Annotated in this window: 16 protein-coding genes; 9 read left to right on the forward strand and 7 right to left on the reverse strand. The window is 62.0% G+C overall.

The window, feature by feature from the left end; translation table 11 throughout:
• Positions 1–173: 173 nt before the first annotated feature.
• Both GVV86_RS02285 and GVV86_RS02290 read left to right on the forward strand, forming a co-directional pair.
• Positions 174–1337 carry a M20 metallopeptidase family protein gene (locus GVV86_RS02285; protein ID WP_159617525.1) on the forward strand — a complete coding sequence of 388 codons (1164 nt, stop codon included), beginning with the start codon at positions 174–176 and terminating at the stop codon, positions 1335–1337.
• A gap of 49 nt (positions 1338–1386) precedes the next feature.
• The gene (locus GVV86_RS02290) at positions 1387–1929 is read left to right on the forward strand and encodes a RidA family protein (protein WP_159617524.1); all 543 of its coding nucleotides are present in this window, start codon (positions 1387–1389) and stop codon (positions 1927–1929) included.
• 186 nt (positions 1930–2115) lie between these two features.
• Here the strand turns inward: GVV86_RS02290 and GVV86_RS02295 are convergent, their stop codons facing one another.
• Positions 2116–3126 (reverse strand): 1-aminocyclopropane-1-carboxylate deaminase, encoded by a 1011-nt coding sequence (locus GVV86_RS02295; protein WP_159617523.1) that lies wholly within the window; start codon positions 3124–3126, stop codon positions 2116–2118.
• Between the two features lie 774 nt (positions 3127–3900).
• Between GVV86_RS02295 and GVV86_RS02300 the strand changes: the two genes are divergently transcribed.
• The gene (locus GVV86_RS02300) at positions 3901–4641 is read left to right on the forward strand and encodes an MBL fold metallo-hydrolase (protein ID WP_159617522.1); all 741 of its coding nucleotides are present in this window, start codon (positions 3901–3903) and stop codon (positions 4639–4641) included.
• Positions 4642–4713: 72 nt separating this feature from the next.
• Here the strand turns inward: GVV86_RS02300 and GVV86_RS02305 are convergent, their stop codons facing one another.
• A complete protein-coding gene (locus GVV86_RS02305; protein WP_159801132.1) occupies positions 4714–5388 on the reverse strand; it encodes a GntR family transcriptional regulator in 675 nt (224 codons plus the stop codon).
• A gap of 338 nt (positions 5389–5726) precedes the next feature.
• Between GVV86_RS02305 and GVV86_RS02310 the strand changes: the two genes are divergently transcribed.
• The 3 genes from GVV86_RS02310 (at position 5727) to GVV86_RS02320 (ending at position 8277) form a co-directional block, all read left to right on the forward strand.
• Positions 5727–6386 (forward strand): trimeric intracellular cation channel family protein, encoded by a 660-nt coding sequence (locus tag GVV86_RS02310; RefSeq protein ID WP_246669848.1) that lies wholly within the window; start codon positions 5727–5729, stop codon positions 6384–6386.
• Between the two features lie 233 nt (positions 6387–6619).
• Positions 6620–7498 carry an alpha/beta fold hydrolase gene (locus GVV86_RS02315; RefSeq protein ID WP_159617520.1) on the forward strand — a complete coding sequence of 293 codons (879 nt, stop codon included), beginning with the start codon at positions 6620–6622 and terminating at the stop codon, positions 7496–7498.
• 62 nt (positions 7499–7560) lie between these two features.
• Positions 7561–8277, forward strand: coding sequence for an alpha/beta fold hydrolase (locus GVV86_RS02320; protein WP_201291324.1), 717 nt, complete (start codon positions 7561–7563; stop codon positions 8275–8277).
• On the opposite strand, the gene GVV86_RS02325 is transcribed toward GVV86_RS02320, so the two are convergent.
• The 4 genes from GVV86_RS02325 to GVV86_RS02340 all read right to left on the reverse strand — a co-directional run bounded on the left by GVV86_RS02325 (position 8219) and on the right by GVV86_RS02340 (position 11762).
• Entirely contained in the window at positions 8219–9061 is an 843-nt protein-coding gene (locus GVV86_RS02325) for a hypothetical protein (protein ID WP_210252872.1), read from the reverse strand. The two genes, GVV86_RS02320 and GVV86_RS02325, sit on opposite strands and share 59 nt — an antisense overlap.
• Positions 9062–9292: 231 nt before the next feature.
• Positions 9293–10021 carry a DUF6518 family protein gene (locus GVV86_RS02330; RefSeq protein WP_159617517.1) on the reverse strand — a complete coding sequence of 243 codons (729 nt, stop codon included), beginning with the start codon at positions 10019–10021 and terminating at the stop codon, positions 9293–9295.
• Between the two features lie 208 nt (positions 10022–10229).
• Positions 10230–10460: a hypothetical protein gene (locus GVV86_RS02335; protein ID WP_159617516.1), complete on the reverse strand. Its 231-nt coding sequence runs from the start codon at positions 10458–10460 to the stop codon at positions 10230–10232.
• 105 nt (positions 10461–10565) lie between these two features.
• Positions 10566–11762 (reverse strand): low temperature requirement protein A, encoded by a 1197-nt coding sequence (locus GVV86_RS02340; RefSeq protein ID WP_159801138.1) that lies wholly within the window; start codon positions 11760–11762, stop codon positions 10566–10568.
• A 260-nt stretch (positions 11763–12022) separates the two neighbouring features.
• Here GVV86_RS02340 and GVV86_RS02345 point away from each other — a divergent pair, with 260 nt between their 5' ends.
• The 3 genes from GVV86_RS02345 (at position 12023) to GVV86_RS18950 (ending at position 14838) form a co-directional block, all read left to right on the forward strand.
• A complete protein-coding gene (locus GVV86_RS02345) occupies positions 12023–12856 on the forward strand; it encodes an alpha/beta fold hydrolase (protein WP_159617514.1) in 834 nt (277 codons plus the stop codon).
• A gap of 393 nt (positions 12857–13249) precedes the next feature.
• Entirely contained in the window at positions 13250–14641 is a 1392-nt protein-coding gene (locus GVV86_RS02350) for a serine hydrolase domain-containing protein (RefSeq protein ID WP_159801140.1), read from the forward strand.
• Between the two features lie 29 nt (positions 14642–14670).
• Positions 14671–14838, forward strand: a complete 168-nt coding sequence (locus GVV86_RS18950; protein WP_201291325.1) for a helix-turn-helix domain-containing protein — start codon at positions 14671–14673, stop codon at positions 14836–14838.
• Between the two features lie 95 nt (positions 14839–14933).
• Here the strand turns inward: GVV86_RS18950 and GVV86_RS02360 are convergent, their stop codons facing one another.
• The gene (locus GVV86_RS02360; RefSeq protein WP_159801142.1) at positions 14934–15260 is read right to left on the reverse strand and encodes a hypothetical protein; all 327 of its coding nucleotides are present in this window, start codon (positions 15258–15260) and stop codon (positions 14934–14936) included.
• Between the last annotated feature and the right edge of the window lie 111 nt (positions 15261–15371).

Below are 15371 nucleotides of genomic sequence, written 5' to 3' on the forward strand. Positions count from 1 at the left end.
ATATTGCATATTAGGCTCAGCTGGGCTTTGCTGGGAAGCCAAAAGGGCACCTCGTGAAGGCAGTTCCACCGAGATGCCCGAATGACTGCACCTAGACCGACAGGAACACAATGAAGAACGCTCACCCCGAGAGGGTGCCTGACATACTGCACAGGCGCTTCGATGCTGCACCGATGCTTGAGAAACTCATAGCGACGAGAAGACAGCTTCATCGTCACGCTGAGATTGGCCTCGATCTTCCACTGACACAAGTTCTTGTACTCCAAGAGCTCACAGAACTCGACCTGGAGATAACAGCAGGTCGTGACCTGTCGTCAGTGACTGCGGTCCTGCGTGGGGGCAAGCCGGGCCCGGTCGTCTTGTTGCGTGCTGATATGGATGCGCTGCCAATCACCGAGCCCAGCGGTTTGCCGTTCGCGTCCAGTACCGGTGCGATGCATGCGTGCGGGCATGATCTGCATGTGGCCGGTTTGCTCGGCGCGGTTCGCCTGCTGCACGAGCGTCGCGACGAGCTTCCCGGAACCGTAATTTTCATGTTTCAGCCCGGAGAGGAGGGCTATGCCGGGGCGCGGACGATGATTGAGGAAGGTGTGCTCGAGGCCGCAGGTGAGCGGCCCGTTGCTGCCTACGCCGTACATGTTGATTGTATGAAAGACTCCGGCACGTTCTTCACCCGCAGCGGCCCGATGCTTGCCAGCTCCAGTTCGCTACAGGTGCATGTTTCCGGAACCGGAGGCCACCCCGCCTTCCCAGAGCATGCAATAGACCCGATCCCAATCGCTGCCGAAATTGTGCTCGCAGTACAGAGCTTCGTCGCTCGGCGGGTCCCGGCAACTGATCCTGCCGTGGTGTCCATTCTGAAAATCACGAGTGAGCAACTCGCGCCGAACGCACTTCCGATCGGCGTAACCATCGGCGCGAGTGTTCGCACGCTTTCCCGTGACACCTTCGCCTTGATGCGCGAGAAGCTCGTGCCTCTCGTATCGGCCATCGGCGAGGCACATGGAGCACCGACAACAACGGATTACCAGGATTCGTATCCGGTCACGATCAATGATCCGCACGAGGCGTCCTTCGCCCTCGATGTCCTCGAACGGTTGCATGGCCGGGACGGCGTGCAGGTCCTGTCCGCGCCGCTCATGGCAACGGAGGACTTCGCTTACGTTCTCGAGCAAGTACCGGGGGCTCTCGTCGTTCTTGGTGCTCGCCCGACCGACGTGCTAGTCGAAAGCGCCCCAGGCATGCACTCTGCCGGCGCAATCTTCGACGATTCCGTGCTCGGCAAGCAGGCAGAAACGCTTGCTGAACTTGCCTGGCGACGGCTCCAGTCGACCTGACCGCAAGCGCGGTCCGCTTCACTGTGCCGTGCTTCTAAGCTTAGGAGAAATGATGCTTGAAGAAGGCGACTCTAATGCGTTCGAGGAACTTATTGAAAGGGAGGGGTACCTTCTTCGTTCGTCTGACGAGGTTGACCGGCAGTACAACGCGGCCATCATCTCTGGATCATCGGTAACCGTGGGTTCAATCCCCCTCCTCGGTCACCACCTCCTCGCGGAGGGCCCCATTAGGGCCCCGAGGGTCTCCGCGGGTAGCGCCGCCGGTCCGCAGAGGGCATCTGAATGCTCGGGGGAATTGCAGCACGGAGTGGAAGCGGCTCAGATCTGTGTGATCAATGGACTTGCCCTCATCAGGAGCAAAGTTGCATCACTTTCGGAACTGAAGGCAGTTACCGAACTTACACTATTTATAAATGCAGATCCGGACTTTACGCAGAAAGACGAAATCCTGGAGGCGGCGATCAGCCTGCTCTCCTCCCTTTATCCTCTAAGCCCGGACTTTGTTGCGGACGTCCTCGATTCCTCCTATCTGCCCATGAACTCGTCCGTCTCATTGGCTATCACTTTCAGCATGGACGATGAAGCGGCATGAATCGGCTGCAACGACAAGAACTGTTGACGTTGGTGATTCTGTCGAGAACCCCGTCATCGAGCGTCGCCTGGCCTCAAACCAGTTACTTTCACCGGAAGCGGGGTGACCCGGTTCCCCGCTGGTCCACCCGGCCTTCCGGTTGCTTGATAGGACGCAGCTCGGGGGAACGGGTCTCGCCGCGTCGTCCTAGGAACGAAACAAGGCGCTGTAGGCGTTTAAGGCCAGCTGGCCGCCAAGGTGCGCGTACAGAACGTTGCTCGTTGCTGGGATATCGCGGCTTGTAACCAGATCAATAAGGCCGGCCAAGGATTTGCCTTCATAAACAGGGTCGGTGATCATGGCTTCTATCGAGGCGCCGAGGCGTATTGCGTCAAGCGTTGAATCGACGGGAACTCCGTAACGATCCCCGGCCCAGCCCTCCAATACGTTGATCTCGTCGTCCCGCAGCTCCCGATCAAGCCCAATCAATCGTGCTGTCTGTCTGGCAATGCGTTCGACCTGATCCCGGGTCTTCTGAAGGGTGGCGGAAGCATCGATACCGATGACCCTGCGTGGGCGGTCCTGACCCGCGAACCCGGCGATCATGCCCGCATGAGTGGAGCCGGTGACTGTGCACACGACAATGGTGTCGAAGAATATTCCCAGGCCACGTTCCTGCTGTTCCACTTCATAGGCCCAGTTGGCGAAGCCCAACCCGCCAAGCCTGTGATCCGAAGCTCCAGCGGGGATCGCATACGGCGTGCCCCCGGCGGCCTTCACTTCCTCAATGGCAGCTTCCCAGCTGCTTCGTACTCCAATGTCGAACCCTGCACCGTCCAGTTGGACATCTGCGCCCATGATCCTTGAAAGGAGGATATTCCCGACTCGATCCGATGAGGGATCAGGCCAGTCAACCCAGTTTTCCTGTACTAGGCGGGCCTTCATTCCAAGCTTCGCAGCCACGGCAGCGACCTGGCGCGTGTGGTTTGACTGGTAGCCCCCGACAGATACCAACGTGTCTGCACCTTGTGCCAGAGCCTCCGGGATGAGGTACTCGAGCTTTCTGGTCTTATTGCCACCGAATGCAAGGCCGCTGTTCACGTCCTCTCGTTTAGCCCATATTTGGGCGCCACCCAGATGAGAGGTCAGTCGGGGAAGGTGGTGAATCGGACTGGGCCCAAAGGTCAGAGGGTAGCGCTCAAAATCTGCAATGGCCACAAGCGACCCCTTTCCGAACAGTGGGCAGGACCGTTAGCTGTTTAGAGTCAGCGCACGCATCTCGGCAAAAGACTTCCGGCCAGGCGAATTGCCTGTCCGATGAGGCACGGCCTAACCAGCACAACGAGCCGGCATAATGATGGTAAGGACGATATGCAACATATTGCGCCTTGCGAAGGTTCTCGTCAACTTCTTTGTGGTGCTATTCACGCGGTGTTGTTCGGAAGGAGAGCCGAGGGCGTTGCAGTACCGGAGCCGATGAGCTCGGCTTCCGCTGCGGGCATGAGGCCACTCACCGTGCCTCGAGTGCCAGCGAACATCTGGTTCACGGTCGCTCGAGCAATGCGAGGTATGACACCAGCGGTACGGGCGCTCACGTTTCTAAATGGAGTATTCCGGTGGCTCCCACACGGTGATACCCGCACCAGGCTGGAAATAGTAGCCCTTGCTGCGCGCGATTCACATTTTGTGCGGCGGGACCCAGTTTTACGATCCCTCGAACGCGACGGACTCGTCGAGCGCACCGTGTATGCGGAGGTTCCCCGGTGCCCCTCCGAGTCTGACGGCAGCCACCGTCGAAGTGAGGACCGCCCTGGCCCAATCACGCAACTTCTTGCGGCGTAGGACGCGGATCTGGGCCCGGTTGGCTAAAGTTATCCGGCGAACACCTGGACCCAGTGGAGGGGGCAGGCGCTCGTATCGCGGTGTCGCGGGAGTCCGGGAGGGCGCGGCCCCCGCACCCTGTGCCAGTTGCTATTGAATTGAGGAAAGCTTGTGAAGAGTCGTTCGTTCGGACCGGTGACGTTCGTGCAGACGGAGCACGTGAACTGGAGCATTTACGCCGGCGATGACGGGACCGTGTTGATAGATACCGGATACGCCGGTCAGCGCGAAAACCTCGTTCGCTCGCTCGACAGCGCAGGGGTTGCGATCGAAGAATTGAGTGCGGTGCTCATCACGCATGGTCACGCCGACCATATCGGCGGGGCGCGGTGGCTCTCCAGCGACTACGGCATCCCCGTCTTCAGTTCCGAGGCAGAAGTACCCCATCTGCAACGAAAATACCTGCAGCAGGTTGGGATACGAGATATTGCCTGGAACATTGCAAGGCCCGGGGTCCTTCCCTGGGTGGCCGCCATCGCCCCCCTTCTGAAGGACGACGCAAAGACGAAGGTGGCGGATGCCCGGCCTGTACCGCTCACCCCCGAAGGTCGCGCAGGGGTGCCGGGACTGCCACTCGTAGTGCCCTTGCCTGGACATACGAATGGACATACGGGCTACTACTTCGAAGCTGCACAGGTACTCATCACTGGAGATGCGCTGGTCACGGGCCACCGCACACTGCCTAGGACAGGTCCCCAACTGCTGCCGGCTATGTTCCACCACGATCTCCCGCGGGCTCGACAGGCGCTGCAGGAGCTTCCTCACCTTAAAAATGTGACGGTGCTGCCCGGACATGGCGAAGCATGGTCAGGCTCGCTCGACAACCTTGTCGGGCAGGCCCTTGCACAGTAGCTCAGCAGGACGGTTCAAGTCGGGTCAGTACTGACAAGTCCACCTCTGCGGTCTGCCTATGCTCGTTCACCGTCAGCCAGACTGGGGTTGCGCCACAGAGTCGATGGAACTTGGCAAGCTCTTCCACATGTCAAACGCAAGACGCCTTGCATCCTCAGCCTTACCGCTCGCACACAGTTCGATGAGTTTGGTATGTCTTTCCAGTGAGGCCTGGCCATCGGATGACCGGAAGCGTAGAAGCTCGGCCCTGCGGACAACGGGCCCGAACCGGTCAAGTACAGCTTGTAGCGCTTGGTTACCTGAGGCTCGGACCGGGACGGCGTGCAGCTCGTCATCTGCCTTAAGAGCCGCTATGGCGTCACCGGCCTCAAGGGCTTTCTGAAAGCGGCTATTGGCTGAACGCATGCGATCGATGTGCACTTCGGTGAGCTTTCCGATCGTCTCGCAGACGGCCAGTTCGTGCATTGCGGCCACGACATCGCGCGCATCGGAAAGTGCCTGCGTCTCAATTGTGCTCACGATTGTTGACCGACCCGGCTGGGTCACGACCAGCCCGCTATCGGCGAGCTTAAGCAATGCTTCCCGTACAGGTGTTCGGCTGACACCGATCCAGGCAGCGAGATCAGAGTCTCTTAGCTGCTCCCCCGGTTTGAACGTGCCGTCAACGATTGCATCACGAAGCCGCAGGTAAACATCGTCCCGCAGAAGAGAGCGGTCAACAGAAGGAGTGTCTTTGGGAATCGGCATTCAATATATTGGTCACAAGCCTGTGGAAGTTACAACCTACCCCTCCCTACATGCAGCATCCTGCTTCCCCGCTCCTCGGAAGATCCTCATCCGGCGGCTGGCCGTAGGGATGGCCCTTAAGATCCTTCAGCCCCCGCATGTGCGCCGCGCTACCGCACTGATTACCCACAAGGTCCCCGGTAGGCATCTGACCGATCGCTGCTGGCTCCGGATGTAGCGCTGCCTTGACAAGCTTCATCACCGGACTAATATATTGCATATCGGGTCCCCGGTTCCCTCTCCTTCAGCCGGTAGGATCCGTGGACCTCTTCAGGTTCCCTAGTGTCAGGAGATTTCGGATGATGCCACTCTCACCCTTCGAAATTCCCTTATGGATCGAGCTTGCAGCAGTGGCTCTTGGGGCATTGCAGGGCGCACTCTTCGCAGGGCCCTTCGCCGATCGGCGAATCGATGTCCTGGGGGGAGTGCTGATTGGAGTAGGGGTAGCACTTGGCGGCAGCCTGTTGCGGGACGTGCTCCTCGGCGTTCCACCCGTGGCCATCTACGGGGACTGGTACATCCTGGTGGCTGCAGCAGTTGCGTTCCTAGGCATCGCGTTACAACGCCTTTTCATCCGGCTCGACCGGCTCATTCTCGTGCTTGATGCGGTGACGATAGGACTTTTCGGGGCCATTGGAACCTCAAAAGCTCTCGCGCTCGGCGTACCTGCCGTGCCGGCGGTATTCGTCGGAGCCGCGGCCGCGGTGGGCGGATCCGTGGTGCGTGATGTCACTCTTGCTCTTCCGGTAGCTCTGCTGCACGTGGGATCGCTCTATGCGGTTGCAGCCGCCGCCGGAGGGGTGCTGCTCCTCCTCCTTGTCAACAGCGGTGTAGCCGTTTTCCATGCCGCTATTGCCTCTGTAGTGCTAACAACGGTGGTGCGACTTCTGGCCGTCAGTCTCGGCTGGAGGTTCCCTGAACGCTCAGCAGTAGTCGTCCGCCGTCGGGCACGGGCCTGACCCGGTGACATTGAGCGCTTCCGTCCCACCTCGGGCCGCTCGCTTCATCCGGCTCAGCCGTCCTTCTAAAGGCTGGCCCGCCCAGGACTCCGCCCAGCGGCGGTCATCCGTCAATGCCCGCTCTCGGAAACTCCTATCGGCAATGCCTGGAGAAGAACTGATGCGAAAGCGGTCGCTCTCCAGACCGATATATCGCAAGCGAACGACCGTGTTCAAACGAATTAGGAAATGTCATGCCAACGCTCAACACCAAAATCGGCTTTGTCCTTCATACCGGAGCCCGGTATAGGAGGGGAGTCATCGTCGCCCTCGCTGCCCTGGTAGCACTTGCACTGCTGCTTCCCGCTGCAGTCAACGCGAGCCCACAGTCGGTTCCCGCCAACTCTCCGACGCCTGAGGACAAGCCCACTGTCGTCCTTGTACATGGTGCCTTCGCCGATTCTTCGAGCTGGAACGGTGTCATTCCACGCCTGAAGCGCGAGGGGTACCCCGTTATCTCTGTGGCCAACCCCCTGCGTGGCCTGCAGGAAGATGCCGCACACTTGCGCAGTGTTCTCGACAGCGTCGATGGGCCGATTGTGCTTGCCGGACACTCATACGGCGGGTCAGTCATGAGCGAAGCAGCCGAAAGCCAGCCCGATGTGAAGGCGCTGGTCTACGTCGCCAGCTTCCAGCTCGATGTCGGGGAGAGCACCGGGGAGCTTGCTGCGAAGTTCCCCGGCGGGGAGCTCGGGCCAGCCCTCCAGCCTGTGGCCTTCGAGACCCCCGACGGGCGGACTGGCAATGACCTCTACATCAAGCAGGAGGAGTTCCGCCGCGTCTTCGCCGCTGATATCTCAAAAATGATCGCGGAGCTGATGGCTGCAACGCAGCGCCCGATCGCCGAAACCGCCCTCCAGGACACCGCGACGAAGGCCGCATGGAAGACCATCCCCGCTTGGTCGATGATCACCACCAAGGACCTGGCCATCCCCGCAGAGTCCATGAGGTTTATGGCCGAACGCGCCAACGCTGAAGTCGTCGAAATTGATGCCTCACACGGCGTGACGGTCTCCGAACCCCGCGCAGTCGCCGATCTGATCACCAAAGCAGCCCACGAAGTCACCCAGTAAGAAAAGCGTGCGAAGTACAAAAAGCACACGAAATTTATTCAGAAATCGAGAGGATGAGGACCATGACTGAGAACGTTACAATCACCAAAGCAGGGCAGAAGGTCACGAACGTCGTGCTGGTGCACGGGGCCTTCACCGACGGCGCCGGATGGCGCGGGGTGTACGAGAACCTCACCGCGCGCGGATACAAGGTGTCGATCGTGCAGAACCCGCTGACCTCGCTCGAGGACGACGTCGCGGCCACCCGCCGCGTCCTGGACCAGCAGGATGGCCCCTCGATCCTCGTCGGTCACTCATGGGGAGGCACCGTCATCACCGAAGCCGGCGTCCACCCGAACGTCGCCGGCCTGGTCTACGTCTCGGCGCTGGCCCCCGACACAGGGGAAACAGCAGCAGAGCAGTACGAGGGCTTCGCTGAGACCCCCGACTTCGTTATCGACGTCGGCGACGACGGGTACGGCTACATCAACCGGCACAAGTTCAAGGCTGGCTTCGCGCACGACACCAGTGACGCTGACGCAGCCTTCCTCAGGGATTCGCAGGTACCCATCAACATGGCAGTATTTGCGACCCCGGTCACCAACGCGGCGTGGCGGAACAAGCCCAGCTGGGCCGTCATCGCAACCGAAGACCGCGCCTTCGACCAGGCCATGCTGCAGCACATGGCCAAGCGCGCCAACGCTGCGATCACCGAGGTCGCGGCCAGCCACGCCGTCTTCCTCACGCAGCCGGAAGCGGTGGCCGACACCATCGATGAGGCGGCACGTACCGCGGCTTGACCCGAGCACCTTTTGGGGTGTGCGGCGCCCAGCGCCGCACACCCCAAAAGAGCACCGCGGAACAACCCGCCCCGTTACATAATGTCAGCTGTCCGACCCACGGGGCGCAGTCGCTGGCGAAAACGCCGATCGGTTCATCCCGGTCGGCCTGGGCGAGCATCCAGTCGTGGAACGGAGCCGGATCTTCGACCGCGGGGGCCGGCCGGACCCAGCGGTCTGCAACCGGCTCGCCCGCGGCGCACTGCGCGAGGGCTGATTGCAGGTGCTCGTAGCCTGGCGGCCGGTAGTGATGCCCCTGCGGCCGCGTCTGTCCGGAGCGCACCGCCCTGAATCCGTAGTCGTGCTCGTGTTCCGGGACCCCGACCAGGAGGTTCGGTCCACCGGCGCGTTCATACTCGGCGATGGGAAGACCCGGAGCCGCTCCTGCCGAGATCAGCCGGCCGTTGGTCACGTAGTGGGCAGGGGTTTCCTTGAGGACGGCTTCCGCGGTGTGCTTCAGCGTATAGCTGCCAATCTCGGGCGTCTCTGATTCCGCCAGGGGGGTGAACATGCGAAGCATCTCGGTGATCAGCGAAGGACCGCTTAGACGCCAGCTCGACGCGACTCGGGGCGAGGGGTTTGTGCGCCGGATCGACGCGAGATTGGCGGGAATATACCAGTGGCCCATCAATATCGACGTGGAAGAAGAATCGAACAGCTTGGGCAAGTCGAAGTTCCAACTCAAGTTCGGGCCGTCCGCGTGGTTCGCCAACGAACAGGATCCGAACTGGACCCGAGCGCTCATCTGGAAAAGGCTGTGCCCGTAGAAGCTGCTCAGGCCGCGTCGGGCGCCGCCTGAGGGGCGGTGGCCGCGCCGGCCAGACAACTGGTAAGAACTTCGTTCCGCTGCCGCACCAGCGGGCCGCGGTGGCCCGTATGATTTCTGAATCGTCCGCGGCGCCAAGACCTGTTCACGGCCAAAGAACCTGCGCCCTGGCCTACTCGAAAAGGTCCTCCGGTTCCGGGTGAGCTGCTTCTACCCGGGTGAACCGGCTGCTCCGTAGATCTGGAGGAACGCGGCTGCGCCGATGACGGTCAAGCCGACGCTTAGGGCTGTCGGAGCGGGCGAGCGGAGTCGGATGAAGCTCACTGCGGCCACGAACGCGACCCCGGATGCGATCGAGATTATCCAGTACACAGGGCTGGTCGTTTCAGCCACGACGGTCAAGCCGTAGATTCCCTCACCTATCAGCACTGCGGGAAACGCCGAGCTCGCTATGGCCACCACCCACGTGGACCGGCTGCGCATCCAGGCCGCAGCCAGTCCAATTGGAGGCCCAGCGACGAAACTCATGAGGACGAAGAAGTTACCCAGGCTCAGTGACCAAGAATATCCGCGGAGGTCGGAGATCACTGCGTACCCGACGTTGAGGAGGTAGAAGGAAGCAACCCCAAGGACCATCCCACTCAGGTACCTGCTCCGTGAAAGCCACACCAACGCGAACGCCATGGCCGACCACCCGCCGGCGGAGTTCGCTACCGAACTCAGCGACTCCGGCAGAAAGGTTTGTCCCAGCGAGGTGAGTGCGCCCAGAACGAATGACAACGGCAGAACGATGGCCGAGGAACGAAAACGATCTCCGACCCGAGACGCCCGGGTCGGGCCGGTGGGCGGCGGCTCGGCGAAGGCCGGCGCGGTCTTAGCCCTTATGAATCCGGAGAGGGAGCGCTTATCGGCAGCGGGGACGCCTGATGAGTTCGCCATGGTGTTAATGGTAATCATGAGAACTTCAGCGCCTGTAAGCGGGTCGGATCCTGTTCGCAGTATGAAGATCGAGATTATGGCGGCTTAGCTGGATCCTCGAAACCGGTGTGCTTCAGGTCCTTCCATGGTCAGTACACCGACATGGGCAGCGGCTCCGGCGGGCCCTGGAATGCTGCGAGCAGAACGGCGAGCAGCACGGCCACCGGGTCTACTTCAGGTCGTCCTCGAGAGCCTTGGCGTCAAGGTGCTGACCCGGTTTCGGGGTGCGAAAGATCGGCTCCTGCAAGCGGTTGAGTTGCCTTTCGGCGGCGAGTTCGGCGTCTGGGTCCACCGTCCCGGCGTCAAAAAGAACGTCGACGTCGATGTCAAGATCGCGGTCCGAGGGCTCACCTGCCCTGTGCTGATCGGGGCTGTGGTGTTTCGGCGTAAAGAAGATCATGGGACATTCTGACACCTTTGCGGCGCCCGTAGCGATCCCTCAACCAAGCCGAACCGGCTCCCTTTCACGCTTTGCGCCATGTCGGCGTCTTTCTGCTGATTCCTGTCAGCGCCCCGAGCGTACTGCGAGCCGGGTCCCTCGGTACATGAGAGTCTCGAGTGCGACGAGGACGGCTGCTGCGGCAGATACCAGGACCAGGGCGGCCAGCGGAGGGATCTGAGCTGCGGCAGGGATCAGGGCCGAGAGGACAGCTGCACCGCCGAGCCGCAACCTGTTCCAGCCCCCGCCGATCCGCCGCCAGAACCCCGCACTTCCCAGCAGGTACAGGGCCGCGCCGCCGAAGAGGGCGACGGCCCCCAGGGCGCCGAACGGCCCGGTCTCGTAGACGTGCGCCAGGACGTCCTCCACCCCGAGCGCCGACAGGACGATCCCCGCGACGAGAGGCAGGTGCAGGTAGGTGTAGGCGTCGACGGCGGCGGAGGCCCTTTCGGCCCCGCGCAGCGCGGCGAATCTGTGCTCGGCGGCGATGGCGGTGACGTCGAAGTGAAGCCACCACAGGCAGACGGACAGTGCGACGCCAAAGACGGCACCGACGAGGATAGGGGTGCTCACGGGTTCCTGCGAGGCGCCGACGCCGATCGCCACGATCGATTCGCCGAGCGCCAGGATAACGATGAGGCCGTACCGCTCCGTCCAATGCGCCGCCGAATGCACCCGCCAGTTGCCATGCTGGGAGGTGAGGTAGGTGATGGCAGCGTCCACGCCGACTCCGGCAAGCCAGAACCAGGTCTGCGCCGGACCTCCCACCAGGGCCCCGGTCACAATCAGGGACGACCCGAGCACCACTCCCACGGCGGTCTTTGCGATCTGCCGGCGCAGGGGCTCGTCATCGCCGGCCGCATAGGCGTACAGGGTCAGGTGCAGGACGCGGACGACGACGTAGGCCAGCGCCAGCACCAGGGGACCGCTGAGGCCGCCCTCGAGGTCATGGAAGGCCTCCGGGATGGCGAGGGAGGCGAGGAACATGGCCACCATGACCACGGACAACCCCAGCCGCATGAGGCCCTCATCGACATGGGTCTGGTTGGACAGCCACGAGAACGACGCCCAGGACCACCAGAGCAGGGTCAGGATGATCATCCCCTGCAGGACGCCGACGAACGAATGTTCGTGCGCCATGAAACCGGTGACCCGGGTGAAGGCGAAGACGAAGACCAGGTCGAAGAAGAGTTCGAAGGTGGTCACCCGGTGGGATTCGTCCGAGACCCGTGCGGCCGGAAGTGAATTTCGCGGTGATGCCATGGATCCAAGAATAAGTGTCGGCGCGGCCTCGACCGGCCTGTGGGGGAGTGGACGCACCCCCGCGTGTCCCGTATTCAGCGTTGGGATGCGGCTCGAACGATCACGATGTCTCCACTCCTCGGCGAGATTCCCCAGGCAGGAAGACCGTTGGTCATAAAACGTAAGATTCGTCTGATCGTATGTTTGGCGAATTGTCGATGAGACGATGCAAACGCCAAGAGAGGAGGACCCCTCTCTCACATCAAACGAGGAAGTAGGACATGGGCTTTATCAAAGTCGGCACCGAAAACAGCACCGATATCGAGCTTTACTACGAGGACCACGGAAGCGGACAGCCCGTCGTGCTGATCCATGGCTACCCGCTCGACGGAGGCTCCTGGGAGAAGCAGTCAGCCGCCCTCCTGAACGCCGGATACCGGGTCATCACCTACGACCGCCGTGGGTTCGGCAAGTCCAGCCAGCCCACCACCGGGTACGACTACGACACCTTCGCCGCCGACCTCAATACCGTCCTCGAGACCCTAAACGTGAACGACGTCGTCCTCGTCGGCTTCTCGATGGGCAGCGGTGAGGTGGGCCGCTACATCGGCACCTACGGAGAGGCCCGCGTCGCCAAGGCTGTGTTCCTCGCATCCCTGGAGCCCTTCCTCCTCCAGACCGACGACAACCCCACCGGCGTTCCCTCCACCGTGTTCGACGGCATCCGAAGCGCCGCCGTCGAGGACCGCTATGCCTGGTTCACGAACTTCTACAACGACTTCTTCAACACGGACAACTTCCTTGGCAACCGGCTGAGCGAGGAAGCCCTGCGCAATGCCTGGAATGTCGCCTCGGGCGCGTCCTGGTACGCCTCCTTCGCCGTCGTCGACTCGTGGCTCACCGACTTCCGCCCGGACATCGAGAAGGTCACCGTCCCGGCCCTGATCGTCCACGGCACCGATGACCGCATCCTCCCGATCGACGCCACCGCCCGGGAATTCACCAAGCGCCTGCCCTCCGCGGAGTACGTCGAAATCGAGGACGCGCCGCACGGCATGCTCTGGACGCACGGAGCGGAGATCAACGAGGTCCTGCTGCGCTTCCTGGCCAAGTAACCCCGGCCGCAACAACAACACGGCGCCCAACCGTCGCCGGCTGTCAGGACGCTCCGTCCTGACAGCCGGCGACGGATCACGAGATGCTTAACCCATGCACCGCGGCGGGTACGTGCCGCTGAGCAGCCTCCCGTCGGCTGTACATAGTGGAGTTTTCAACCGTTCCAGGCACAAAGCCGAACTCGTGGATCCTTCAGCGTTGGTGACCGTAGGTGGCGCGATCACGGCCGTTTCCTTCCGGATCGAGCCGGACCCTTACACACCTTTTTCTTATAGTCCCAATCGAGCGATTCTATTCGGCCATTTGCGCCTTGTACGAATGAACGAAATGCGGGTAGAAATCCGTTGGATGGACCGAAAGTTCCATTGCTTGGCGAATCTACACTGAACCGCATGACAACACTTGCCGATATCAGCCATTGGATCGACGAACGCCTGGCCACCCTCGCGGAGCAGTACAACGTCCCCGCCGTTTCGGTGGCTGTCTACGCCGACGGAGAGGTGATCGACCGTTCCGCGGGCATCCTTAATCTCGCCACGGGGGTCGAGGCCACCACCGACAGCGTGTTCCAGATCGGATCGATCACCAAACTGTGGACGGCGACTCTGGTCATGCAGCTTGCCGATGAGGGCCTGGTCGATATTGACCGGCCCGTCCGCGAGTACCTGCCGGAGTTCCAGCTCGGAGACGATGCAGCCGCCGCTGTCATCACCATTCGTCAGTTACTGAGCCACACCGCCGGGTTCGAGGGCGATATCTTTACTGACACCGGCCGCAATGATGACGCGGTCAAGTTGCTCATCGCCGGCCTCGGCGACGTGCCGCAGCTTTTCCCGCCGGGTGAACAGTTCTCCTACAACAACGTCGGCTACTGCGTCCTGGGCCGGCTGGTGGAGGTCCTCAGGGAGAAGCCGTTCAGCACCGCACTGCGCGATCACCTGATCACGCCGCTGGGGCTGGCACACGCGGTGACCGGCGCCGATGAGGCGATCATGTTCCGGGCCGCGGTGGGCCACGTCCAGCCCGAGGCCGGCGCGGCGTACGTTCCCGCGCCATTTTGGGCGCTGGCTTACTCCAACGCTCCTGCCGGTACAACGCTGACGATGCGGGCACGGGACCTGATCACTTTCGCCAGGATGCAAATGAACGGTGGTGCCGCCGATGACGGGACCGTCGTGCTCTCACCCGGAGCGGTCTCCGCCATGCAGGAACGTCAGGTGGAGCTGCCCTACTTTGGCCTTCTCGGCGATGCGTGGGGCCTGGGCTGGGAGATCTACGATACGCCCAATGGTGAGATCATCGGTCATGACGGCAGCACGCTCGGGCAGAACGCTTTCCTCCGGATCGCCCCGAAACAGGGTGTCGCCGTCGCCCTCCTGACGAATGGAGGCGAACCGTTCGGTCTCTACCACGAGATGATTTCCCACGTTCTCTCGGAGCTCGCCGATGTGGAACTCCCACCCATGCCGGTGCCCCCGTCCGAGCCGAAGACCATCGACCCAGAGCGTTTCCTCGGCACGTACAGCTCCCGGATGGTTGACCTCGATGTCACCCAGGATGAAGAGGGCCGGGTGTGGATGACCACCACGGCGACGGACGCCGGAGAGGAAATAGGGGTGGACAACGAGACCACCGAGTTGGTCTGGCTGAAGGAGGACACCCTCATCCCGCTCAAGGGCCACCATGGCATGCACCTGCCCCACGCCTTCCTGGGCGATGACGGCACCGGCCGCGCACAGTACCTGCACCTCGGCCGCGCAGTGCGCCGGGCTGCCAGCCACTGATTATTGGCAACCGCAGCGTTTCGGTGTCGGTGCACCCGAACACATTCCGCTATCGGCTCAGGAGAGCCGTCGACTTGAGCACAGCCGACCTTGCCGATGGAAACGCCCGTTTCCGCGCCATGCTGGAGCTGCGAGTTCTGCTCCGCGATGAGGGCACACCCGCTGTCGCCGCGTCGGTAACGAAAACCCGCTTGTGACACCTAAGCAACCCCATGTCCTTGGACATGGGGTCGCTTTGTCATGCGAAAACCATTCGGGTTGGAGGGTTCGTTGGTGGGGGTTGGGTGGTGGGTTAGAGGCTGCGGCGTTTGAGGGTGAGGGCGGCGCCGGTGAGCAGGATCCCGGCCAGGACGCCGAGGAGGATGACGGCGATGAGGACGACCCCGAGGGAACCGCTGCCTCCGAGGGGGTTCAGGGCTGTCAGCTGCTCGGAGGCCAGCGTCATATCGATGACTGGCAGTTCGCCGGCGACTTCCGGGTCAGTGCCTTCGCTGTCGATGAGGTAAGGGAACAGGACGGTGGAGGTCAGCTGGGTGGCCAGCAGGCCAAGGGCCGCGATGAGGGCCGCGATCTTCGTTGCAGGGATGGTGGTGAGTTTGAGGGTTTCAGCGCGCAGCATGGGGGGTCCGTTCGAAAGAGCTGATCTCGGAGGAGCTGATCATGGAGAGGTAGAAGTCCTCGAGGTCGCCCTCGGAGGCGGCGAGGGCTTCGGCGAGGGTGGTCGCTGAGC

This window comes from Arthrobacter zhaoguopingii (assembly GCF_009828595.1).
Classification (GTDB): domain Bacteria; phylum Actinomycetota; class Actinomycetes; order Actinomycetales; family Micrococcaceae; genus Arthrobacter_D; species Arthrobacter_D zhaoguopingii.